This is a genomic window from Synechococcus sp. HJ21-Hayes (genome assembly GCF_024345835.1).
In the GTDB taxonomy this organism is placed as follows: domain Bacteria; phylum Cyanobacteriota; class Cyanobacteriia; order PCC-6307; family Cyanobiaceae; genus Vulcanococcus.
In genome coordinates this window covers 144,483-165,588 of sequence record NZ_JAGQBW010000002.1, presented here as the reverse complement: position 1 = coordinate 165,588, position 21,106 = coordinate 144,483, and the positions used below count along the sequence as shown (strand labels likewise).

The 21,106-nt window shown below is 67.0% G+C and carries 21 protein-coding genes; 12 read left to right on the top strand and 9 right to left on the bottom strand.

Going from position 1 to position 21,106, the window contains the following annotated elements; all coding sequences use genetic code 11:
- Position 1 precedes the first annotated feature (1 nt).
- Both KBZ14_RS02770 and ppsA read left to right on the top strand, forming a co-directional pair.
- On the top strand, positions 2–1,219 hold the full coding sequence (locus KBZ14_RS02770) for an ABC transporter substrate-binding protein (protein WP_255116773.1): 1,218 nt from the start codon (positions 2–4) through the stop codon (positions 1,217–1,219).
- Positions 1,216–3,633, top strand: a complete 2,418-nt coding sequence (gene ppsA / locus KBZ14_RS02765; RefSeq protein WP_255116772.1) for a phosphoenolpyruvate synthase — start codon at positions 1,216–1,218, stop codon at positions 3,631–3,633. Before KBZ14_RS02770 ends, ppsA begins: the two co-directional genes overlap by 4 nt.
- Here the strand turns inward: ppsA and KBZ14_RS02760 are convergent.
- Together KBZ14_RS02760 and KBZ14_RS02755 are read right to left on the bottom strand one after the other, a co-directional pair.
- On the bottom strand, positions 3,611–4,369 hold the full coding sequence (locus KBZ14_RS02760; protein WP_255116771.1) for an MBL fold metallo-hydrolase: 759 nt from the start codon (positions 4,367–4,369) through the stop codon (positions 3,611–3,613). The genes ppsA and KBZ14_RS02760 overlap by 23 nt on opposite strands.
- Before the next feature lie 30 nt (positions 4,370–4,399).
- Positions 4,400–4,534, bottom strand: a complete 135-nt coding sequence (locus tag KBZ14_RS02755; protein ID WP_255116770.1) for a hypothetical protein — start codon at positions 4,532–4,534, stop codon at positions 4,400–4,402.
- Positions 4,535–4,662: 128 nt separating this feature from the next.
- Here KBZ14_RS02755 and KBZ14_RS02750 point away from each other — a divergent pair, with 128 nt between their 5' ends.
- Entirely contained in the window at positions 4,663–6,354 is a 1,692-nt protein-coding gene (locus KBZ14_RS02750; RefSeq protein WP_255116769.1) for an NAD(P)/FAD-dependent oxidoreductase, read from the top strand.
- Here the strand turns inward: KBZ14_RS02750 and KBZ14_RS02745 are convergent.
- Positions 6,296–6,658, bottom strand: coding sequence for an AbrB family transcriptional regulator (locus KBZ14_RS02745; RefSeq protein WP_255116768.1), 363 nt, complete (start codon positions 6,656–6,658; stop codon positions 6,296–6,298). The genes KBZ14_RS02750 and KBZ14_RS02745 overlap by 59 nt on opposite strands.
- A 150-nt stretch (positions 6,659–6,808) precedes the next feature.
- Here KBZ14_RS02745 and KBZ14_RS02740 point away from each other — a divergent pair, with 150 nt between their 5' ends.
- A complete protein-coding gene (locus KBZ14_RS02740; protein WP_255116767.1) occupies positions 6,809–8,473 on the top strand; it encodes an FAD-binding domain-containing protein in 1,665 nt (554 codons plus the stop codon).
- A gap of 6 nt (positions 8,474–8,479) precedes the next feature.
- On the opposite strand, the gene pgeF is transcribed toward KBZ14_RS02740, so the two are convergent.
- The 3 genes from pgeF to KBZ14_RS02725 are packed head-to-tail and all read right to left on the bottom strand — an operon-like array spanning position 8,480 to position 11,576.
- Complete coding sequence (gene pgeF, locus KBZ14_RS02735; protein WP_255116766.1) at positions 8,480–9,289, bottom strand: peptidoglycan editing factor PgeF; 810 nt, start codon at positions 9,287–9,289, stop codon at positions 8,480–8,482.
- Positions 9,289–10,209: a Tab2/Atab2 family RNA-binding protein gene (locus tag KBZ14_RS02730; RefSeq protein WP_255116765.1), complete on the bottom strand. Its 921-nt coding sequence runs from the start codon at positions 10,207–10,209 to the stop codon at positions 9,289–9,291. Before KBZ14_RS02730 ends, pgeF begins: the two co-directional genes overlap by 1 nt.
- Positions 10,206–11,576, bottom strand: a complete 1,371-nt coding sequence (locus KBZ14_RS02725; protein WP_255116764.1) for a S1 RNA-binding domain-containing protein — start codon at positions 11,574–11,576, stop codon at positions 10,206–10,208. Before KBZ14_RS02725 ends, KBZ14_RS02730 begins: the two co-directional genes overlap by 4 nt.
- An 81-nt stretch (positions 11,577–11,657) precedes the next feature.
- Between KBZ14_RS02725 and KBZ14_RS02720 the strand changes: the two genes are divergently transcribed.
- The 6 genes from KBZ14_RS02720 to folE all read left to right on the top strand — a co-directional run bounded on the left by KBZ14_RS02720 (position 11,658) and on the right by folE (position 16,963).
- Positions 11,658–12,434 (top strand): creatininase family protein, encoded by a 777-nt coding sequence (locus KBZ14_RS02720; RefSeq protein WP_255116763.1) that lies wholly within the window; start codon positions 11,658–11,660, stop codon positions 12,432–12,434.
- A 101-nt stretch (positions 12,435–12,535) separates the two neighbouring features.
- The gene (locus KBZ14_RS02715) at positions 12,536–13,264 is read left to right on the top strand and encodes an aldehyde oxygenase (deformylating) (RefSeq protein WP_255116762.1); all 729 of its coding nucleotides are present in this window, start codon (positions 12,536–12,538) and stop codon (positions 13,262–13,264) included.
- 104 nt (positions 13,265–13,368) lie between these two features.
- A complete protein-coding gene (locus tag KBZ14_RS02710; RefSeq protein WP_255116761.1) occupies positions 13,369–14,433 on the top strand; it encodes a long-chain acyl-[acyl-carrier-protein] reductase in 1,065 nt (354 codons plus the stop codon).
- 34 nt (positions 14,434–14,467) lie between these two features.
- On the top strand, positions 14,468–15,457 hold the full coding sequence (locus KBZ14_RS02705; RefSeq protein ID WP_255116760.1) for an acetyl-CoA carboxylase carboxyltransferase subunit alpha: 990 nt from the start codon (positions 14,468–14,470) through the stop codon (positions 15,455–15,457).
- A gap of 45 nt (positions 15,458–15,502) precedes the next feature.
- A complete protein-coding gene (locus KBZ14_RS02700; RefSeq protein ID WP_255116759.1) occupies positions 15,503–16,219 on the top strand; it encodes an SDR family oxidoreductase in 717 nt (238 codons plus the stop codon).
- A 21-nt stretch (positions 16,220–16,240) separates the two neighbouring features.
- Entirely contained in the window at positions 16,241–16,963 is a 723-nt protein-coding gene (gene folE / locus KBZ14_RS02695) for a GTP cyclohydrolase I (RefSeq protein ID WP_255116758.1), read from the top strand.
- Between the two features lie 53 nt (positions 16,964–17,016).
- On the opposite strand, the gene KBZ14_RS02690 is transcribed toward folE, so the two are convergent.
- Together KBZ14_RS02690 and KBZ14_RS02685 are read right to left on the bottom strand one after the other, a co-directional pair.
- Positions 17,017–17,532 carry a hypothetical protein gene (locus tag KBZ14_RS02690; protein WP_255116757.1) on the bottom strand — a complete coding sequence of 172 codons (516 nt, stop codon included), beginning with the start codon at positions 17,530–17,532 and terminating at the stop codon, positions 17,017–17,019.
- Between the two features lie 9 nt (positions 17,533–17,541).
- A complete protein-coding gene (locus KBZ14_RS02685; RefSeq protein ID WP_255116756.1) occupies positions 17,542–18,249 on the bottom strand; it encodes a phosphoribosylanthranilate isomerase in 708 nt (235 codons plus the stop codon).
- A 53-nt stretch (positions 18,250–18,302) separates the two neighbouring features.
- On the opposite strand from KBZ14_RS02685, the gene KBZ14_RS02680 reads away from it, so the two are divergent.
- Positions 18,303–19,568, top strand: coding sequence for a site-2 protease family protein (locus tag KBZ14_RS02680; protein ID WP_255116856.1), 1,266 nt, complete (start codon positions 18,303–18,305; stop codon positions 19,566–19,568).
- Here the strand turns inward: KBZ14_RS02680 and KBZ14_RS02675 are convergent.
- Positions 19,532–20,287, bottom strand: coding sequence for a lipoate--protein ligase family protein (locus tag KBZ14_RS02675; RefSeq protein ID WP_255116755.1), 756 nt, complete (start codon positions 20,285–20,287; stop codon positions 19,532–19,534). The two genes, KBZ14_RS02680 and KBZ14_RS02675, sit on opposite strands and share 37 nt — an antisense overlap.
- A 54-nt stretch (positions 20,288–20,341) precedes the next feature.
- On the opposite strand from KBZ14_RS02675, the gene KBZ14_RS02670 reads away from it, so the two are divergent.
- A complete protein-coding gene (locus KBZ14_RS02670) occupies positions 20,342–21,106 on the top strand; it encodes a sulfite exporter TauE/SafE family protein (protein ID WP_255116754.1) in 765 nt (254 codons plus the stop codon).

Below are 21,106 nucleotides of genomic sequence, written 5' to 3'. Positions count from 1 at the left end.
CATGACCACCGGGAAAGGGAAGGCCACAGCCGCTGTGCAAGCCCGACGCGACCCCAGCACCGGGCTGGGCAACAGATCGCTCAGCGGGCGGCACTCGAGCCAACGGCTGATGACCATGGGGGGGCTGGCGGCCGTGGTGCTGGGCAGCCAGGCCCTGGCGGCGAGCAGTCCCCAACCCAGTGCTGTGCGCCTCCTGCTGCCCAGCGAGGGGGTCTTGGCGGGCCTGGGCGATGGACTACGGCGCGGCTATGGCCTAGCCATGGATCAGAGCCGTGCCTGCGGCATTCGCCCCCCCTCGCTGCAACTCGGCTGGCTCCCTCCTGGCGGAAATCCACAGGCGAGCCTGGGGTACGGCCCTCGCTCCCAGCTGGTGATCGCACCACCGGCAGCGCCCCTGAAGGCCTACGGCCGGTTGGCAGAACAGCAGCGCCTGAACGTGTTGCTCCCCCTCCAGCGCGGCATCTCCCTCGAGGGTCTGCCACAGCAGCCGGGAGCCGATCGCCTCTGGCCAGTGGGGCCTGCCCGCAACCAGATCAGTGATCGCCTAGCCAAGGGTCTGGTGGACCAGAACGTGGGCAAGGTGCTCGTGGTACGCGACGCCGGTGCCGAAGCCAAGGCCATGGCCGATCGCTTCATCGCCAGCCTGGGCACGGGGCAGGGTCAGCTGGTGGGGTTCGGCGATGGAGCCAGTCCGGTGGATGGCAACGACAAGGCCGCCATGGACCAGCTGGTGCGCGATGTGGATTGGTACGCCCCCAAGAGCCTGGCCGTGTTCACCCAACCCGGCAGTCGCCTAGCCAGAGCCATCCAAGGCACCCCCTGGCCGCCAGATCTGGTGCTCGCCTGGCCATTTCCCGTGCCCAACGCCCTCGCCCAGCGGCAGATGGGCGTCGATCCCCTCAGCCGCGGGGAGGGTTGGGCGGCCTTTGCCCGCGCCTTTACCCAACGGTGGGGTTACGCACCGGGGGTGGTGGAAACGGCCGGCTACGACACCGGCGTGATCACGGCCCTGGCCTCGGTGAGCAGCCAGGGCCAGCCGGGCTGGAACCTGGCCTGGTTCAGAAACACCGCCCAGCCCCAACCTCTCTGCCAGGCCCTGCAACTCCGCCGCCAGGGAGCCAGCGTGCGGCCCCAGGGCGCGGGTAGTCGCCTCGACCTGGGACCAGCCGCACCTCCCACAGCCGCCTTACGCCTCAGCCAAGCAGGCCCCCAGCGATGACCATCACCGCGGCTGAGCGGCTGGTGGTTCCCTTGGCGCAGGTGGGAATCGAGGCCATCGCTGAGGTGGGTGGCAAGAACGCCTCCCTTGGGGAGATGATCCGCGAACTGTCAGCGGAGGGGGTGAGGGTTCCCGGTGGCTTTGCCACCACGGCAACGGCCTTCCGACGTTTCCTCACCGCAGGCAACCTGGCCCCCCAGCTCCACGTCATCCTCACTGACCTGGATGGCAACGATCTGACAGCCCTGCAAGCGGCCGGGGCTGCTGCTCGCTCCCTGCTGCTGGCCACGCCCCTGCCGGTCGAGCTGGAGCACGCCATCCTGGCGGCCTACCGGCAGCTGGCCGCGGAGAGCGGCAGGGAGGCCATCGCCGTGGCGGTGCGTTCCAGTGCCACGGCGGAAGATCTACCCGATGCCTCCTTTGCCGGCCAGCAGGAGACCTATCTGAATGTGCACGGCGAGGCCGCGCTGATCGCCGCCTGCCGGCGTTGCTACGCCTCCCTGTTCACGGACAGGGCCATCTCCTACCGCCAGATCAATGGCTTCGACCACTTCGAGGTGGCTCTCTCCATCGGCGTGCAGCCCATGGTGCGCTCGGATCTGGCCGCCTCCGGGGTGATGTTCAGCATCGACACCGAGACCGGCTTCCGCGAGGCGGTGCTGCTCACCGCCGCCTACGGCCTGGGGGAAACCGTGGTGCAGGGGTCAGTGAACCCCGATGAATACCTGATCTTCAAACCCACCCTCGCCGAGGGTTTTGCGCCGATCCTGAGTAAACGGCTCGGCAGCAAGGCGATCCGCATGGTGGTCGGCGAGGGCGAAGGGGCCGCCACCCGCACCCTCGACGTGCCGGAGCCCGAGCGCCGTTGCTTCGCCATCAGCGATGCGGAGGCCCTGCAGCTCGCGCGCTGGGCCATCGCGATCGAAGCCCACTACAGCCGGAGGCGCGGTTGCCCCACCCCGATGGACATCGAGTGGGCCAAGGATGGTGACAGCGGTGCCTTGTTCATCCTGCAGGCCCGGCCTGAAACCGTGGAGTCGCGCCGATCGGGGGCGGTGCTGCGCAGCTGGCACCTGGAGCCCCACAACGCCGAATGCCTCACCACGGGGCGCGCCATCGGCACCTCGGTGAGTAGCGGCCGGGCCCGGATCATCCAGAGCCCCAGCGAGATCCAGCGCTTCACCCAGGGGGATCTGCTCGTGACCGAGCGCACCGATCCCGACTGGGAGCCCATCCTGAAGCTGGCCAGTGGTGTGATCACCAATCAGGGCGGGCGCACCTGCCACGCCGCGATCATTGCCCGCGAGATGGGGATCACCGCGATCGTGGGCTGCGGCGATGCCACCGAGAGGATCCCCGATGGCGATTGGATCACCGCCAGCTGTAGTGAAGGTGATGAGGGCCGGGTGTACCGCGGTGCGGTTCCCTTTCAGCTGGTGGAGCAGGACCTGGGCGATCTGCCCAGCACCCGCACCCAGATCCTGATGAACGTGGGCAACCCGGAGGAGGCCTTCAACCTGGCGGCCATTCCCTGCGATGGCGTGGGGCTGGCCCGGCTGGAGTTCATCATCGCGAACCACATCCGGGTGCACCCGATGGCACTGCTGCAGCCGGAGCGGGTCAGCGACGCCGCTGCACGCCAGGCCATCGCCGAGCTCACGGCCGGTTACGCCACTCCCGCGGACTACTACGTGACCCTGCTGAGCCAGGGCATGGCCCGCATTGCGGCGGCCTTTTACCCACGGCCGGTGATCCTGCGCTTTTCAGATTTCAAGAGCAACGAATACGCCAACCTGCTGGGCGGCCGCAGCTTCGAGCCCAGCGAGGAGAACCCGATGCTCGGCTGGCGCGGGGCCTCCCGCTACTACGCCCCAGCCTTCCGCGAGGCCTTCGGCCTCGAATGCCAGGCCCTCAAGCGGGTGCGCAACCAGATGGGGCTGAGCAACGTGATTCCGATGGTGCCCTTCTGCCGCACGCCCGAGGAGGGGGACAAGGTGCTGGCGGAGATGGCGCGCCACGGGCTGGTGCGCGGCAGCGACGGCCTGCAGGTGTACGTGATGTGCGAGCTCCCTAGCAACGTGATCGGTGCCGAGGCCTTCGCCGAGCGGTTTGATGGCTTCTCGATCGGCTCCAACGACCTCACCCAGCTCACCCTGGGACTGGATCGCGACTCCGCACTGGTGGCCCAGCTGTTCGATGAACGCCATCCCACCGTGAAGGAGATGATCCGGATGGCGATCCACACCGCCAGGCGCTGCGGGCGCAAGATCGGCATCTGTGGCCAGGCCCCTAGCGATCACCCCGAATTCACCGAATTCCTAGTGCGCGAGGGCATTGATTCCATCAGCCTCAACCCCGACGCGGTGATTCAGACCCGGATCGCTGTGGCAGCTATGGAGCAGGCGCTGGGGTGATCGTCAGGGAATAGCGCTCCCCCGGCACCGGATCGATCAGCCGGGTGGGGCTGCCCTCCACCAGCTCCTGGGCTTCGAGCGGGCTGCCCTCCTGCCACAGCAGCTTGGTGAGCAGCCCCGTGAAGGCCACATCCCCCCCGGCCGTGCTGGCCAACACCGTGCGGGGGGAGAAGCGCGAGAGCAGCTGGGGCAGCACCCCGCGGCCCTTCACAAAGGCACCGGCCACCGGCAGGCCGAGATCCACCACCGGCGTGATCACCGCATCGAGGGGTTGGGCCTGGAGATCGGCAGGGAGGAAACCGTGGGGTTCCACATAGAGACGGCCGCCGGGGTGCTGCAGCAGGTAACCGTTCTCCACCTGGGGCACCGGAGCACCGGCCGTGGCGGTGATCTCCAGCTCACCCACCTGGTGCTGCTGCCCCGGACGCAGGGCCGTGACCGCACGGAAGCCCAACTCGCGCACCTTGGCGGCGGCTGTGGTGGAGGCCACCACCGGCAGATCCTTAGGGAGCAAGGCCAGGGTGGCGGGGTGGGTGTGATCGGGCAGCCCCTGGGTGAGCAGCAGCAGATCCAGCTGCTCCGGCACGGGCCAGGGGCGGGGCAAGTCCCCCTGAAAGAACCAGGGCCCTGGTGGGAAGCAGAGGCTGCCGGTGAGCCAGGGGTCCAACAGCACCCGCAGGCCGTCGAACTCCAGCAGCCAGCCATTGGCACCGAAATAGGTGGCGTGCAGGGCCATGGCAGCCGAATCGGGGGATGGGGCCGGACCCTAGGCCCCCTGCAACCGAAGTGCCGCCTGGGGCTCCTGGCGCAGCCACTGCCAGAGCATCACCCCATGGGCAGCGCTGCGCACCACGCAGAGCACGGCCAAACCAACGCACAGGGGGCAGTGGGTGAGCGACATGCCACAGGGGCCCTGAATGCGCCCACCCTGACAGCCTCAACCGGGGGCAGGGCGGACTCGCCATCCTTCGACATCGGCGCCCTGCTCTTGCGGTGCTGAAATACAGACCAGGGCAAGGGAGAGGCGGGGTGCTGCGGCTGAACGAACTGAAGCTGCCCCTCGAGCACGGCGAGGCCGACCTCACAGCCAGCATCTGCCGACGCCTGAAGCTGGCACCGGAGGCCCTGCGCAGCCAGCGGGTGGTGAAGCGCAGTGTGGATGCCCGCAAGAAGGCCCACATCCAGCTGACTTACAGCGTGGAGATCGAACTGGAGCCAGCCCTGGAGCAGAAGCTGCTGCAACGCTTCCGCAAGGATCCCCATCTGCAGCCTGCGCCCAACACCAGCTATCAGTTCGTGGCGAAGGCTCCCGTCGGCATCGCCGATGGGGCAATCCCGCGGCCGGTGGTGATCGGTGCTGGCCCCTGCGGCTATTTCTGCGCCCTGGTGCTGGCCCAGATGGGCTACCGCCCCCTACTGCTGGAGCGGGGCAAACCCGTGAAGGAACGCAGTGCCGACACCTTCGGCTTCTGGAAGGGCAAGACACCGTTCAACCCGGAATCCAACGCCCAATTCGGGGAGGGCGGAGCCGGCACCTTCTCCGACGGCAAGCTCTATAGCCAGGTGCGCGATCCCAACCACTACGGCCGCAAGGTGCTGGAGGAATTCGTGGCCGCCGGCGCCAACCCGGAGATCCTGGTGCTGCATCGTCCCCACATCGGCACCTTCAAGCTGGCCACCGTGGTCCGCGGCCTACGGGCCCAGATCGAGCGATTGGGAGGTGAGATCCGCTTTGAGAGCCGGGTGGATCAGATCAGCATCGAGGAGCTGAACGGCCAGCGCCGGGTGCGCGGGGTGCAGCTCAGCGATGGCAGCCTGATCGCAGCGGATCACGTGGTGGTGGCCGTAGGCCACAGCGCCCGTGACACCTTCACCATGCTCCATGCCAACGGCGTGGCCATGGAGGCCAAGCCCTTTTCGGTGGGCTTTCGCATCGAACATCCCCAACCGTTGATCGATCAGGCCCGCTGGGGCAATTTCGCCGGCCATCCCCTGCTGGGGGCCGCTGAATACAAGTTGGTGCACCACGCCAGCAACGGCCGCTGTGTGTACAGCTTCTGCATGTGCCCGGGCGGCCTGGTGGTGGGCGCCACCTCCGAGGAGGGGCGGGTGGTCACCAATGGCATGAGCCAGCACTCCCGCAACGAGCGCAATGCCAACAGCGGCATCGTGGTGAACATCGAGCCCGAGGATGTGGCTCCCTATGGCCATGGGGCTGGGGATCCCCTGGCGGGGGTGGCCTTCCAACGCCACTGGGAAAGCCGGGCGTTTGAACTGGGCGGCCGCAACTATGCGGCCCCCGGCCAGCGCCTGGGTGATTTCCTGGCCGGAGAGGCCAGCCAGAACCTGGGCGAGGTGGCTCCCTCCTACGCGCCTGGGGTGCAGCTCGCCAACCTGGAGGGTTGCCTGCCGGCCTACGTGATCGAGGCCATGCGTGAAGCTCTGCCGGCCTTTGCCACAAAAATCCCCGGTTACGCCATGGACGACGCCATGCTCACCGGGGTTGAAACACGAACCTCATCGCCCGTTCGCTTACCACGCAATACCAGCCTGGAGAGCGTGAACACCCAGGGGCTCTATCCGGCTGGAGAAGGAGCCGGCTATGCCGGCGGCATTCTCTCGGCGGGCATTGATGGCATCCGGATAGCCGAGGCCGTGGTGCTCAATCTTCGTCGTCAGCACCCAGGGGCGCCAGGCGAATCTGCTTGCGACCCAGCTTGATTTCGAATTCGTCGCCGGGCTTGAGGTCGAGCATCGCCGTGTAGGCCTTGCCCACCATCAGGTTGCCGTTGAACTGCACCTTGGTGCTGAAGCTCAGCTTGCGACCACCCTTACCAACTTTGGAGGGTCCGCCGCCGAACTCCACGCCCTTGGCATTGAGCAGGGCTTCGTAAAAAGCCGTGAAATTCAGACGCTCAGTGCCGTCCTTCTTGGTGGAGACATAGCCGCAGGCACGAACGATGTCTGACTTGCTGGCATCGCCAAGATCTTTGACCTTGGCGAGCAAATCGGCTCCGATGAGCATCTGGTGAACACTTATGCAACATCTGCATTCTTTCACCCCGAGGGACCATCGGCAAGCGCCTCGGGGTGAACAACCCAAGAACCAGCTCTGTATCGCCGCCGCGGGTTTGAACCCGCCAGCATTGCGTCCAGCAACGACCACTGCGGAGCAATGGGCGGCACCGTGATCTGGTTCCGGCGCGACCTCCGGCTGGCGGACCACGCGGTGGTGGAACGGGCCTGCCAGCTGGGGCCCGTGTTGCCCCTGTTCATCCTCGACAACGACCTGCTGTTTCATCCGGAAACCGCCGTGGCCCGCGTGGCCTTTCTGCTGGAGAGCCTGAGGGCCCTCGATGGCGAGCTGCGCCGCAAGGGTGGCCGGCTATTGGTGCGCCGCGGCGAACCGGCCCAGGTGCTGCTGCAGCTGGTGCAGGCCAGTGGCGCCGACCGGGTGATGGCCCACACCGACGCGGAGCGGATCGTGGGCCGGGTGCGCGATCACCGGGTGAACCGACTGCTGGCGCGCCATCGCATCCCGATCAGCTGGATCGAACCGGCGGGGGCCACCGGGCAGCTGCTCAGCTACAGCGATTGGCGGCGCCACTGGCATGGGGCCATGGCCTCCCCGCTCGCCAGCGAGCCTCAGCGGGTGGAGGTGCCACCGCCGTGCCCTGCCCTTGCCGATCAGCCCGTGCCCTCACTGGCAGACCTGGGGCTCCTCGGCGATGGCAAGGCCCTTCCCCCAGCCGGCAGTGCAGCCGCCAGCCACTGGCTCGATCAATTCTGCGAGGGACCGGCGGCCCGCAGTTACTTCTGGGAACTCAGCTATCCGGCGGCAAAGGTCACCTCCGGGCTGAGTCCGTATCTCAAATTTGGCGTGATCTCGCCACGGCAGTGCTTGCGGCGGCTGGCCCCCCTCGGCGGCCACAGCGACCGGAGGCTTCAGCGCAGTGCCGTGCAACTGGCCAGCCGATTGCGTTGGGCCGCCGCCATCAGCCAGCGGTTCCGCTACCTGCCCCAATTGGAACTGCAGTCGCTGTGGACCCCCTTCGACCAGGAGCCCTGGCCCTTCGATGAGGAGCTCTACGCCGCCTGGCGGGAGGGCCGCACCGGCTTCCCGATCGTGGATGCCGCAGCCCGTTGCCTGGCGGCGGAAGGGGGGTGGCGGGAACTCAACTTCCGCAGCCGCGCCATCTATGCCAGCTTCCTGGCCAACCTCTGCGGCATGGACTGGCGCTATGGGGCCCTGCATTTCATGCGCCACCTGATTGATGGCGACTGCCCGATCGACCACTACCAGTGGGCCATGCAGGCGGGGGTGACCCACCGTGGCAGCCGGGCCTGGACCCGCATCTACCACCCCGGCCAGGTGGCGGTGGAGCGCTGCGATCCTCAGGGACTGTTCATCCGCCGCTGGTTGCCGGAGCTGGCCAGCCTCACCAATGATCAGCTGGGCGCACCTCCCCCCATGGCGGACTACCCGCGGCCTGTGCTCGATTACGAGAGAGCTCGCCGCCAACGGCTCGAGGCCTTAGCCGCCCGGCGGTCGCCGCAGACCTCGGCTCTGGAGTCGATGGCACGACTGGCTGAGAACCTGACGCCCTTTGGCCATCAGCGCTTCCCCGAGGCCGTGGTGGGCTGGGCGCAGCAGCGCGATGCGGGTCTGTTTCCCGCCGCCGTGGATCTCGACGCACTACAGGGCCCCCAGCGGGCAGACCTGCTCAGCTGGTTCGTGATCCAGGGACCAGGGCGTCAGGCCAGCCCTCCGAGCAATACCCGCCGCCGCCGCAGCAAGCCCGAGGCGCCGGGCCAGTTGAGCCTGGACCTCAGCCTCTGAGAGGCCTCAGGCCTGAGCCACGATGCCGCTCCACTGCACGGCCTTCACCTGGTCCCGCCGCCAGGAATGGAAGAGCAGCTCCTCCTGCACCGTGCAGAGCGGGCACACGGCAATGCGATCGGCCCTCACACCGGCCCGTTCGAGCTGGAGCCGGGTGGCGGCCCGGATATCGAGGCGATCGCGGCCCGGTACGGGATCGGGCTGCACGGCACCGCAGGCGTCCAGCGCCGCCAGGCCCTCGTCTTCGTTGAGGCCTTCCGGTTCGAGGCTGGCGGCCAGTTGCCGGGTCACGCTGGCCTCCACCTGGTAATTGACACCGCTCACCGCGGGGCCTAGGGCCACCAGCAAATCGCTACGGCGACTGCCGGCAGCCTCCAGTTGGGCGATGGCCGCCATCAGAATGCGGCCCGCCACCCCGCGCCAGCCGGCATGGCAGGCCGCCACCCGGCCATTCACGGGGTCAGCGAGCAGCACGGGGGTGCAATCGGCCCCACACACCCACAGGCTCTGCCCGCCACCATCGCTCACCAAACCATCAGCTTCAGGCCAGGGTTCGGCACCGGCCTGACTGGCCGGCAACACCAGGGCACTGTGGATCTGCTTGGGGCGGTGGACGCTCACCCCGGCACTCACATATCCGGCCAGCTCCTCTGGGCCCCGTCCCTGCCATTGGCGGGTGAAGAAGCCGTGCTCGAAGTCCGCCAACAGATCGGCCTGCAGGTAATAGCCGCCGTAGCAGCCCACCCAGGTCCAGCCCTCAAGGCTGTTGAAGCCGGCATCAGGCCGGTCAAACGGAGCATCAACCGCCTCGGCCATCAGGCGTCGGGAAGATCCCGCAGGATCCAGAACCCCTCGAAACGGGGCTCATCCTCATCGGCCTGCACCGCCAGGAACTGGACGCCACCCACCTGAACCCGGCTGGCCAGGAAGGCCTCGGAGGCTGCTCGCGCCTCTTCTGCCTCCAGGTTGCCCAGCAGCCAGCGGTCTTCCATGCCGGCCTCCAGCACCAGCTGATTTCCGGCGATCTCCAGGCGCACCGGCTCCAGCCCCGCCACCCAACCAGCAATGGCAAGCGCCCGGGCGGAACTGAACAGGCGCAGGCCGCTCACCAATGCGTCATCCGGCAGGTGAGCGGGCAGGGGTACCAGACCCGAAAAGCCCACATCCCACTGGATGGCTTCCCGCAGCGCCGCCACGGGCAGCGAGGCCCAACTCCAGCGATCGCCCCGGGCGGCCTCGGGCAGAGGCACCGCCAGGGGCGGAATGGACTGGGGTGGCGGCGCCAGGGGACCGGCCATGTAGCCCTCCTCCTGGGGATACACCGTGGCCTGCCGCTCCTGGAGCCACTCCACCAGCGCATAACAGCGGCGGCTGGGAACCACGTCCAGGCCGAGGGGTTCGGCGGCCCGTTGCACCATCGTGCGCATCGACGAGCGCCAGCAACGCAGCTTGCGGGGCGGCGCGAAACCCTGTTCGGCAGCGGCAGCGAGGGCCTGCTCCAGCGATTCCTTCAACCAGGCGGAATTCACGCTGGTAGCGGGGCAGTTCAGCACCCAGCGGAAGGGAGCCACCATGGCATCGGCGCCGGCGGCATCCAGGGAAGAACAGATCAGCAGTTCCCAGCGCTTCTTGCCATCGGACTCGAGGATGGGCCGGGAGTAGTAATCGAGTTCCCAGTCGGCAGGAAACTGGCCCGCAGCAGCGACCTGGGGGGCTTCCTCGGTGGCCTGGCTCATCCGGCGCTCTGTTCCTGCTGGCGCAGCACGTTACGAGCTCGGTTGGCCCGATCGGCGGCTTCAGCCATCACCTTGTCTTTTTCGATCAGCAGTTCCCCAGGCTGACCCTCCAGGAGGGCAGTGTTGAGGGCGATGCGGCCACGGCCGGGATCGAGCTGGGTCACCAGCGCTTTGACACGGTCGCCCTGGTCAAAGATCTCGCGCAGATCGCGCATCTGCCCACCGGTGATAGCGGAGTGGTGCAGCAGACCGCTGACGCCACCCAGGTCCACAAACAGGCCGTAGGGCTTCACGGACACCACCTGGCCTTCCACCAGTTGACCCACCTCGAGGTTCTGGAAGAGGGCTGCGGTGGCCGCCTTCTTCTCCGAGAGCACCAGCTTGCGGGTTTCGGGGTTCACCTCCAGGAAGGTGACGCCCAGGGTTTTGCCAACGAGGGCCTCGTGGTTCTCCCCCTCCTGGAGCTGGGAGCGGGGAATGAAGCCCCGCAGGCCCTCCAGGTCGCAGGTGACACCACCACGGTTGAAGCCCGTGATCGTGACCTGCACCACCTTGCCCTCCTTTTCCAGAACCCGCACCTTCTCCCAGCTGTGGCGCAGGGCCAGGGCCCGTGCGCTGATGGTGACCATGCCATCGGCGTTCTGCTCGCGGGTCACGAGCACCTCCACCGCGGTGCCCTTGGGGAAGCGCTCCTTGAGGTTGGTGATCACCCCCAGGCCCGCTTCCTTCTTGGGCATGAAGCCCGGCGCCTTGCCGCCGATGTCCACGTACACGCCATCGCTTTCGATGCCGACCACCACACCAGTCACCACCTCACCGGTGGTGCCCACGAAATCCTGTTCATCCAGGGCCGCCAGGAAGGCGTCCGCATCGAAATCAAAGTCGTCCACGGTGCGGGAGGGCATCGCGGCACGCTCGGGCTGGGGCGGCGCCATCTGGGCCGAACCTGATGAACCGCCAGGGCGCCGCTTGCGGCTGTCGTCGGACCCCATCAGGTCGGCCATGGTGAGCCCTTCAAAGCCGCTCATGTCGAAGAGCTCGTCATCGCCCACGGAGGTGCTGCGGGCGGGCGTCGCCGGAGCGCTGGGCCGCTGGGGGGCCACGGGCCCTTCCCCGCGCCCGGCCCGGGCCGCGTTCTCCAGCTCGACAGCGCGTTGGGCTGCCGCATCGGCGGCTGCACGGGCCTCGGCTGCTTCGCGCTCTAACCGCAGCTGCTCGTCCTTCTTGTTGATCTGCAACACCTGGGGAGGCTTGCGCGCTGGGGCCGGCGCCGCGGGGCGCACGGGCGCCGGAGGCGTGGGACGCGGCGACTGGGCCTGGGGCTTGGCCGAGGGCTGGGGAGGCTGTGGGGTGCCAGAACCGGCCATGACCAAGGTGTGAGAGACAGCGCCACACTGTAGAGATGCCACCCCAGCTTTTCCATGCACGCGGAACGGGGTCTGGACCGGATGAGCTGGCCCCAGTTTCAGCAGGTCGCCACCACTCCTGGCAGCACGGTGCTCTGGCCCTTCGGCGCCTTTGAGCAGCATGGTCCCCAGTTACCCCTGGGCACTGACGCCCGCTTTGCCGAGGCCATTGCAGACGCGGTGCTGGCCCGGCTCGAGCCAGCCCTGCCGATCTGGCGGTTGCCCATTCAGGGGTTCGGGTTTTCGCCAGAACACCAGGGCTTCAGCGGCACCCTGAGCCTCCCCGCCGAGCTGCTGATCGCCCAGATCATGGCGATCGGCGCCCAGCTGGCCGCTGCAGGCTTCCAGCGACTGTTGCTGTTCAACGGCCATGGCGGCCAGATCGCGCTGCTGCAGGTGGCTGCTCGCCAACTGCGGGCCGCCCACCCCGGCATGGCGGTGCTGCCCTGCTTCCTGTGGAGTGGTCCGCGAGGACTTGGCGAGCTGATCCCGGAACCGGAGCGCAGCCAGGGGCTCCATGCCGGCCTGGCGGAAACGAGCCTGATGCTGCACCTCGCCCCACAGCTGGTGGGCCCGCAACGGCCCGTGGACGGCCTGCTGAGTGAACCGCCACCCCAGGGCTGGAGCCTGGAGGGCGCCGTGCCGGAGGCCTGGCTGACCGGTGATCTCTCCAGTACAGGCGTGATCGGCGATGCCCGCCACGCCAATGCAGAGCTGGGGGCCGCCCTGCAGCACCGGCTGGTGGAGGAATGGGTGCAGTTGCTGGAGGGTCTGCTGCGCAGCGACTGGCCGCCCAAGGCCGCACGGGGGGCCGGTTAACCGCTCTGATCGGTGCAGGAACCCACAAAACGAACAAAAACCAAACCCAAGCGGCCTGAAATGGTTACAGTCAAGCCAAATCTGACGTGTTCCCGGTAGCCATGGCGACCCTCGAAACTGCAGCGGAAGCCCCCGCCACCCTCGAGCTCTCCGCCGATGCGCTGCCCGACTTCACGAGCGCCAACTACAAGGACGCCTACAGCCGCATCAACGCCATCGTGATCGAGGGCGAGCAGGAAGCCCACGACAACTACGTCTCGATCGGCACTCTGCTTCCCGACCAAGCGGACGAGCTCACCAAGCTGGCCCGCATGGAGCTCAAGCACATGAAGGGCTTCACCGCCTGCGCTAACAACCTGGGGGTCACGGCCGACATGGCCTTCGCCAAGGCGTTCTTCGCACCCCTGCACGGCAACTTCCAAACCGCCCTGGCTGCGGGCAAGGTGCCCACCTGTCTGTTGATCCAGGCACTGCTGATCGAGGCCTTCGCCATTTCGGCCTACCACATCTATATCCCGGTTGCCGACCCCTTCGCGCGCAAGATCACTGAGGGCGTGGTGAAGGACGAGTACACCCACCTCAACTACGGCCAGGAGTGGCTCAAAGCCAACCTGGACAGCTGCCGCGAGGAACTGGAGCAGGCCAACCGCGACAACCTCCCCCTGATTCGCCGCATGCTCGACCAGGTGGCTGGCGACGCCGCCGTGCTGCAGATGGACAAGGAAGACCTGATTGAGGATTTCCTGATCGCCTACCAGGAAGCCCTCACGGAGATCGGCTTCACCACCCGGGAGATCGCCCGCATGGCCGCTTCCGCTCTGGTGGGTTGATCTCCGACCTGTCCGGCTCTCTGCCCCGCACCGTTGCTGCCCTTTAATCAGGTCACACCACCAGTGGCCTTTCCTTTCCCCTTGCCCTGGCAGATCCCCCACGCATGTTCGGTCTGATCGGTCACTCCAGCAGCTTCGAGCAGGCGCAGCAGAAAGCCATGGATCTAGGGCTGGAAGAAATGGCAGGTGCGGACCTGATGGCCTGGTGCTCCGCCCCACCCCAATTGCTGGAAACCTTTCAAGTCACCAGCCAAACCGGCAAAACCATTCAGGGCACCTACATCGACTCCTGTTTCGTGCCCGAGATGCTGAGCCGTTTCAAGACGGCCACGCGCAAGGTGCAGAACGCCATGGAGCTGGCCCAGAAAAATGGCATCAACGTGACCGCCCTCGGTGGCTTCACCTCGATCATTTTCGAGAACTACGACCTCTCCAAGTTCCAGCAGATCCGCAACACCACGCTGCAGTGGGAGCGCTTCACCACTGGCAATACCCACACAGCCTGGGTGATCTGCCAGCAGGTGGAGCGCAATGCCCCCAAGCTCGGCATTGATCTCACCACCGCCAAGGTGGCGGTGGTGGGGGCCACCGGCGACATTGGCAGCGCCGTGTGCCGGTGGCTGAGCCAGCGCACCCAGGTGGGCGAACTGCTGCTGGTGGCTCGCCAACAGCAGCGTCTGCAGGATCTGCAGCAGTCGCTGGGCGGCGGCCGGATCCTCAGCCTCGAGGAGGCCTTGCCTGAGGCGGATGTGGTGGTGTGGGTGGCGAGCCTGCCCCAGACCCTCAGCATCGATCACGACAGCCTGCGCAAGCCCTGCCTGATGATCGACGGCGGCTACCCCAAGAACCTGGACGCCAAGGTGGCCGGCGATGGCGTGCACGTTCTCAAGGGCGGCATCGTGGAGTTCTGGCAGGACATTGGCTGGCAAATGATGGAGGTGGCGGAAATGGAAAATCCCCGGCGCCACCTGTTTGCCTGCTTCGCCGAGGCGATGTTGCTGGAATTCGAGGGCATCCACACCAACTTCAGCTGGGGGCGCAACAACATCAGCCTCGCCAACATGGAGTTGATCGGAGGAGCCTCCCTACGCCATGGATTCCAGGCCATTGGCCTGGCCGCGGACCAATTGACGTCTGCCCTGATCGGACGCCAGCTCGCCGCCGCCTGAGCTCGTTCGCTCTGCCATCTCCCCTTCTCTCCCCATGGCCCGCCGCCCCCTGCTCGAGTTCGAAAAGCCCCTGGTGGAACTCGAAGAGCAGATCGAGCAGATCCGCCAGCTGGCCAAGGATTCTGAGGTGGATGTGAGCCAGCAGCTACTGCAGCTGGAAACCCTGGCGGCCCGGCGCCGCGAAGAGATCTTCACCAGCCTCACGCCGGCCCAGAAAATTCAGGTGGCACGCCACCCGCAGCGCCCCAGCACCCTGGATTACATCCAGGTGCTGACCGACGAATTCATCGAACTCCATGGTGATCGCCGCGGCTCCGATGACCGGGCCCTGGTGGGAGGTGTGGGCCGGATTGGGGATCAGGGCGTTGTGCTGCTGGGCCACCAGAAGGGGCGCGATACCAAGGAAAACGTGGCCCGCAACTTCGGCATGGCCTCCCCCGGCGGCTATCGCAAGGCCATGCGCCTGATGGATCATGCCGATCGCTTCCGGCTGCCAATCCTCTGCTTCATTGATACTCCCGGCGCCTACGCAGGTTTGCTGGCGGAGGAACAGGGCCAGGGAGAGGCCATCGCCGTGAACCTGCGGGAGATGTTCCGGCTGCGGGTGCCGATCGTGGCCACCGTGATTGGCGAGGGCGGCTCCGGCGGTGCCCTCGGCATTGGCGTGGCCGACCGCCTACTGATGTTCCAGCACAGCGTCTACACCGTGGCTAGCCCCGAAGCCTGTGCCTCGATCCTCTGGCGCGATGCCGCCAAGGCCCCAGCGGCGGCGGAAGCGCTCAAGATCACTGCGTCCGACCTGCTCAAGCTCGGCATCATCGACGCCGTGATTAGCGAACCCTCCGGCGGCAACCACTGGGCCCCGCGCCAGGCTGCCGAGAGCCTCAAGACGGCGGTGCTCCAACACCTGGAAGAGCTCCAGGGCCTCAGCGAAGCCCAGCTGATCGATCAGCGCTATGCCAAGTTCCGGCGCATGGGTCGATTCCTGGAAGCCGGCACCCAGGACGCGTCCATCAGCACGTAAGGTTTACTTTCGTTTCGTGGATGCCGGTTGGGCATTCCTGCGTGCTTGACCGCACCACCTGTTGCCCTGATCACCGGTGCCTCCCGCGGTATCGGGGCCGCTGCTTCACGGCAATTCGCTGCCGCTGGCTACGACCTGCTGCTGGTGGCCCGGTCTGCTGCAGATCTAGAGAGCCTGGCTGAGGAACTCCGCAAGCTGGGGCGCCGGGTGGAAACCCTCAGCCTTGACCTGGCCGATGCCGCCGCGATTCTTCCCGGCCTCAGCGAGCTGGTGAACCGGGGGCTCCGGCCCACGGTGGTGGTGAACAACGCGGGGGCTGCCTACACCGGCCCCCTCGCAGCCATGCCGGTGGAGCAGTGGCAGTGGCTGTTCCAGTTGAACGTCACCAGCGTGTTCCAGGTGTGCCAAGCCCTGCTGCCGATGTTGCGCCAAGGCGGCGGACACATCATCAACGTGAGCAGCCATGCAGCCCGTAACGCCTTCCCGGAGTGGGGCGCCTACTGCGCCACCAAGGCGGCACTCGCTTCCTTCTCCCGCTGCCTGGCGGAGGAAGAGAGGGCCCACGGCATCCGCGTCAGCACCCTCACCCTAGGTGCGGTTAATACGCCTCTCTGGGACAGCGAAACCGTCCACAGCAGCTTCGATCGCCGTGCCATGCTTCCAGCTGAGCATGCGGCTGAAGCGCTGTTGTCGCTGGCCCAACAGCCTGCCTCCCAAGTTGTGGAGGACCTCACCTTGATGCCCGCCGCCGGCGCTCTCTGAGCGCAACCTGAGAGCCCCCCCATGACCTCTACCCTTCCTTCCAGCATTTCCGGCCAACTGGCTCCCGTGAGCCTGCGCATCCGCGAGCGCCTCAGCGCCGCTGGCGTGCCCTACCTGGCCAACGACAACATCGCCGACCACCTGTTGGACGGTGAGCTGGACCAACTGGAACTCGAAGTTGCCGGCAAGGTGCGTGACCTATTGCGCAGCCTGGTGATCGATATTGACAACGACCACAACACGGAAGAAACGGCTGAGCGCGTGGCTCGCATGTATCTCCATGAGGTGTTCAAGGGTCGCTATCACGAGCAGCCCAAGATTGCCAGCTTCCCCAACGTCAAGAAGCTGGACGAGATCTACACCGTAGGCCCCATCTCCGTGCGCTCGGCCTGTTCGCACCACCTGGTGCCCATCCTGGGCAACTGCTGGATCGGCATCAAGCCCGGCGAGCGGGTGATTGGCCTCTCCAAGTTTTCTCGCGTGGCCGATTGGGTGTTCTCCCGCCCCCATATCCAGGAAGAGGCGGTGATGATCCTCGCCGATGAAATCGAGCGGCTGTGCGAACCCCAGGGCCTGGCGATTCTGGTGAAAGCTCAGCACTACTGCATGAAATGGCGTGGGGTGAAAGAACCTCAAACCAGCATGGTGAATTCGGTGGTGCGTGGCGATTTCCGCCACGACCCCAGCCTCAAGGCCGAGTTCTTTGAACTGGTGAAACAGCAAGAAGCCGTGCTCTCCACCTGAATGGGCTGCAGGGCAGCTGCACGGACTGCCCTGCACCGATCGCTGGTTGGTGATCAGCGCACAGGACCCACCGGTGTTGAAGCCACCCGCTTCACTTGGCCGTTCTGATTCACCACAGCCACCACCATCAGATTCTGGCCGATGTCGATCGGGGCCGGCACGTAGGTGGTGCCGTTGGCACTTTCAATCAACACCCAGCTGCGCTGGCCGGGCTTGAGCCGATACCAGTGGTAATTGGCGCTTGGCAAAGCCGCCTGGGCATCGGCCACGGCCGTGGCCGTGAGCATCGCCCCCACGGCCACATCTCCTGCCAACACCAGCTGCTGCAGGCCATTGATCTGTTGCTGCACCGCACCCTCCAGCTGCAGATCAGTGGACACCTCTTGCTGCAGCTGGCGAATCTGCTGCTGAGGGCTCTCGGTCACCCCCGGCACACACTGCAGAGTGGCGCCCACCAACTGGCAGCCCACCAGGTCCTGGGCTTGGGCGGCAGCGGTGCCTACGCCAGGCAGGGCCAAGAGGCCGCAGCTGCCAACAGCGAGCACGGCAGAGCGAAAGAAACGAGCCATGGGAGCCGATCAGCTTTGGCGATCCTGACGGACCGCGTTCACCGCCGCCACCAGCTGGGCCACGCGATCGAGATCTTTGTCACCCGGCGCGTGCTCCACGCCACTGGACACATCCAGGCCATGCGGCGGCGACGCCACCAGGGCCTGCAGGGCCGGGCCAACCCGCTCTGGTGTCAGCCCCCCGGCCAACCACCAGGGCAACGCCGGGGCAAAGCCATCGAGCCATTCCGTGGGGATGCGGTGGCCGGTCCCACCCAGCTGATCGGGTACCCAGGCATCCAGCAGCAGGCCATCCACCACGGTGGCGTAGTGGGCAGCATGGGCCAGATCCGCCGCGGAACGAATGCGCAGGGCCTTCCACAGCGCCAGGTTTGGCCCCAGCTGCTGCCGCAACTGGCCGCAACGCTGAGGCGTCTCATCACCGTGGAGCTGCACCACGTGATGGCCGAGGCCGGGCCCCAGCTGCGGCAGCTCTCCATCCTGCGGATCGGCCACCACCAACACGCCACGGCAGTGAGGATTTCCCTGCGCCATGGCGTCAAACAGTGCGGGGCGCTGATCCGGGGGGAGCCAGCGGGGCGAACGGGCCACGGCGATCACGCCGATGGCCTCAACACCGAGGCTGGCTACCGCCGCCGCCTGATCGGGCTGCCGCAGCCCACAGACCTTCAGCCAGGGCTGGGGGGCAGTGGACCAGGGCGAAACAGGAACGGCCAAGAACGGTGGGGACGGGGCGTTCTTTCTAGGATCGGGCCACTGGGGTGATGGGCGTGGGCGAAGGCTGGCAGCTGCTGAAGATCCGTGGAATCCCTCTGCGCATCCATGCCAGCTGGTTTGTGATCCTGGCCCTGGCCAGCGTTGCCTTTCAGCAGCAGTACAGCCAGCAACTCGCCAGCCAAACCAGCGGAGCCCTGCTATGGATCCTGGGTTTTGGCACGGCCCTGCTGCTGTTCGTGTCGGTGCTGCTGCACGAGCTCGGCCACTCCATCGCCGCCATCAGCCAGGGGGTGAAGGTGCGCAGCATCACCCTGTTCATGTTGGGGGGTGTGGCCAGCGTGGAGCGGGAATGCTCCACGGCCATGGGTTCGCTGCTGGTGGCGGCCGCCGGCCCCTTGGTGAGCCTGGCATTGGCCGGGTTGCTGTTGGGCAGTACCCACAGCGCGGCCCATGTCTCCCCCCTGCTGGGGACCATGGTGAAGGAATTGGGGGGCCTGAACCTGATCCTGGCCCTGTTCAACTTGCTACCCGGCCTGCCCCTGGATGGGGGCCTGATTCTGAAGGCGCTCGTGTGGCAGTGGACCGGCAGCCAGCGCAAAGGGATTCAGGTGGCTACCACCAGCGGCAAGTTGTTGTCGCTGTTGGCCATCGGTCTGGGCGCCGTGCTGCTTCTGCGAGGCGGCAGCGTCGGGGGGCTTTGGCTGATGGTGCTGGGCTGGTTCGGCCTTGGGGCCGCCCGCAACCAGACCCAGCTGTTGGCCTTGCAATCCACCCTGCGGGAACTGAAGGTGAAGGATGCAGCCCAGCGGCGCTTTCGGGTGTTGGAGGCCCGCAGCAGCCTGCGGGAGCTGAGCCGCCTGCGGCTGCAGGAGGGCACAGGCCCCGCCGATTGGCTGCTCGTGTGTGATGGCGGCCGCTGGCAGGGGGTCATCAATGACGCCCCGCTTCAGGCGCTGCCGGTGCAGCGTTGGGATGGCGAGCGCATCGGCGACCACCTCCAGCCCCTGACCAGCCTGCCGAGCATCCACGACGACGCCCCCCTGTGGCAGGCCGTGATTCAGCTCGATGACGGCAACACCAATCGTCTCCTCGTACTGAGCCCCGCTGGCCTGCCCTGCGGCACCCTCGAGCGACCCGAGCTGGCGGAGGCCGTGCTGGCCAAGTTGGGCGTGAAGCTGCCCGCCCCCATCCTCGAAGCGGCGCGCCGCGAGGGCGTGTATCCCCTGGGTATGGGCCTGGCCCCCGTGGCCCGGGCCATGTTGGCCAGCGGTGAGGTGCAGGGTCAGGAATTGAGCAACTCTGCCGCCGTGGCGCGGTAAGCAGGGCTGAGGCGCTCCACGGCCTCCCATTCGGCCGCGCTGAGCGGCTGCTCCTGAAGCACACCACCACAGAGGTGCTGCTCGGCCGCCCGCCTGAGGGCCTCGGCCAGCTGCTGCCAGCTGAGAACCAGGGGCGGCAGCGAAGGTGGAGCTTCTCCAAACACCCGCTCCCACAGCGCGCCTGGCGGGTGGATCAGCACGCTCCCGTGTTGGAGCACGTAGCCCTGCCGCCACAGCTGGGCGCTGCCGATGCGCTTGGCACCATTGCCATGGATCAGGTCCGCGGCGGTGTTGCTCGCAAAGCAGCTACTGCGCTGCTGGGCATCGCCACCGCCGGTCTGGCCGAACTGCAACGGCTGACCGAGGCCAGCAAAGGCCTGCTGCAACCACTGACAGGCCTGGGTGTAGGTGTCCACCCGGCGCCCGCTCAGCGCCGGCTGCACCAGGGCGTAGGTGAGCTCACCGGCGTGCAGCACGGCGCGGCCACCACTGGGACGGCGCACCACATCCAGGCCGCCATCGCGCACCAGGGCAGGCCAGTGGGGCTCCAGCCGCCGCTGGTGGAAACCGAGCGACAGGGTGGGCCGCGACCAGCGATAGAAGCGCAGCACCGGTGTGCCCTGACCCTGCACGAGCTGATCCAACAACCAGGCATCGCAGGCCATCTGAAAGGCACCAGGGGCCTCAATGGGAGCGATCCAGCGCCAGGGCAACGGCAAGGGGGAGCACCGCAGGGATGGGGGATGCTGGAGCGCTGATGCCCTCAAGGCGCAATGCCCTGGGACCTGCTGCCCCTACTTCCCCTCGGCATCCTGGCTGGGTTGCTCTCCGGATTGCTGGGGATCGGTGGCGGACTGGTGTTCTCACCCCTGCTGCTGTGGTTGGGATTGACGCCTCACCAGGCCCTGGCCACCAGCACCCTGGCCATCGTGCCCACCACCCTGGCGGGCAGCTGGGCCCACCTGCGCAGCGGCGCGGTGCCCCGCCGGGCCATGGCCGCCATCGTGCTGGGGGCCCTGGTGGGGGGTGTGAGCTTCAGCCACATCGGCAATGGCCTGGAGGGCTGGCACCTGCTGGCCCTCCAATCCCTGATGTACGGGATTCTCAGCGTCGTGATCCAACCCCGCCGCAGCGAGCAGGAAACCGCCAGCACGGCGCTGTCCCTGATGGCCCTCGGAGGGGTGGGCCTGGTGGCGGGCTGGTCCAGCGGCCTGTTGGGGGTGGGCGGCGGCTTGGTGATGGTGCCGTTGATGGTGCAGGGCCTTGGGCTCAGGGTTTACCTGGCCATTCGGCTCAGCACCTTGGCGGTCTGTGCCTCAGCCTCGGCGGCGTCCGTGGGCTTCCTGGCCGACGGCCGCAGCAATCTGGCCATGGGGCTGTTGCTGGGAGGCACCGCGGCCCTCGCCTCGCAATGGTCAGCGGCGCGGCTGCAACGGGTGAGCGAAGGTCGGCTGGTGTGGCTGCTGCGGCTTCTCACCGTGCTGCTGGCCCTGGATTCCGGTAGGAGGGCCTTTGCCCTGGCCATGGCGGCTGGCTGA

Bases quoted from the DNA above. Each gene is read 5' to 3' on its own strand.
- KBZ14_RS02705 (WP_255116760.1), top strand. From the start codon at position 14,468: ATGGCCCGCCGCCCCCTGCTCGAGTTCGAAAAGCCCCTGGTGGAACTC.
- KBZ14_RS02720 (WP_255116763.1), top strand. From the start codon at position 11,658: ATGAGCTGGCCCCAGTTTCAGCAGGTCGCCACCACTCCTGGCAGCACG.
- KBZ14_RS02710 (WP_255116761.1), top strand. From the start codon at position 13,369: ATGTTCGGTCTGATCGGTCACTCCAGCAGCTTCGAGCAGGCGCAGCAG.
- KBZ14_RS02725 (WP_255116764.1), bottom strand. From the start codon at position 11,576: ATGGCCGGTTCTGGCACCCCACAGCCTCCCCAGCCCTCGGCCAAGCCC.
- KBZ14_RS02745 (WP_255116768.1), bottom strand. From the start codon at position 6,658: ATGCTCATCGGAGCCGATTTGCTCGCCAAGGTCAAAGATCTTGGCGAT.
- KBZ14_RS02740 (WP_255116767.1), top strand. From the start codon at position 6,809: ATGGGCGGCACCGTGATCTGGTTCCGGCGCGACCTCCGGCTGGCGGAC.
- KBZ14_RS02670 (WP_255116754.1), top strand. From the start codon at position 20,342: ATGCCCTGGGACCTGCTGCCCCTACTTCCCCTCGGCATCCTGGCTGGG.
- KBZ14_RS02690 (WP_255116757.1), bottom strand. From the start codon at position 17,532: ATGGCTCGTTTCTTTCGCTCTGCCGTGCTCGCTGTTGGCAGCTGCGGC.
- KBZ14_RS02730 (WP_255116765.1), bottom strand. From the start codon at position 10,209: ATGAGCCAGGCCACCGAGGAAGCCCCCCAGGTCGCTGCTGCGGGCCAG.
- KBZ14_RS02755 (WP_255116770.1), bottom strand. From the start codon at position 4,534: ATGTCGCTCACCCACTGCCCCCTGTGCGTTGGTTTGGCCGTGCTCTGC.
- KBZ14_RS02770 (WP_255116773.1), top strand. From the start codon at position 2: ATGACCACCGGGAAAGGGAAGGCCACAGCCGCTGTGCAAGCCCGACGC.
- KBZ14_RS02715 (WP_255116762.1), top strand. From the start codon at position 12,536: ATGGCGACCCTCGAAACTGCAGCGGAAGCCCCCGCCACCCTCGAGCTC.
- ppsA (WP_255116772.1), top strand. From the start codon at position 1,216: ATGACCATCACCGCGGCTGAGCGGCTGGTGGTTCCCTTGGCGCAGGTG.
- pgeF (WP_255116766.1), bottom strand. From the start codon at position 9,289: ATGGCCGAGGCGGTTGATGCTCCGTTTGACCGGCCTGATGCCGGCTTC.
- folE (WP_255116758.1), top strand. From the start codon at position 16,241: ATGACCTCTACCCTTCCTTCCAGCATTTCCGGCCAACTGGCTCCCGTG.
- KBZ14_RS02760 (WP_255116771.1), bottom strand. From the start codon at position 4,369: ATGGCCCTGCACGCCACCTATTTCGGTGCCAATGGCTGGCTGCTGGAG.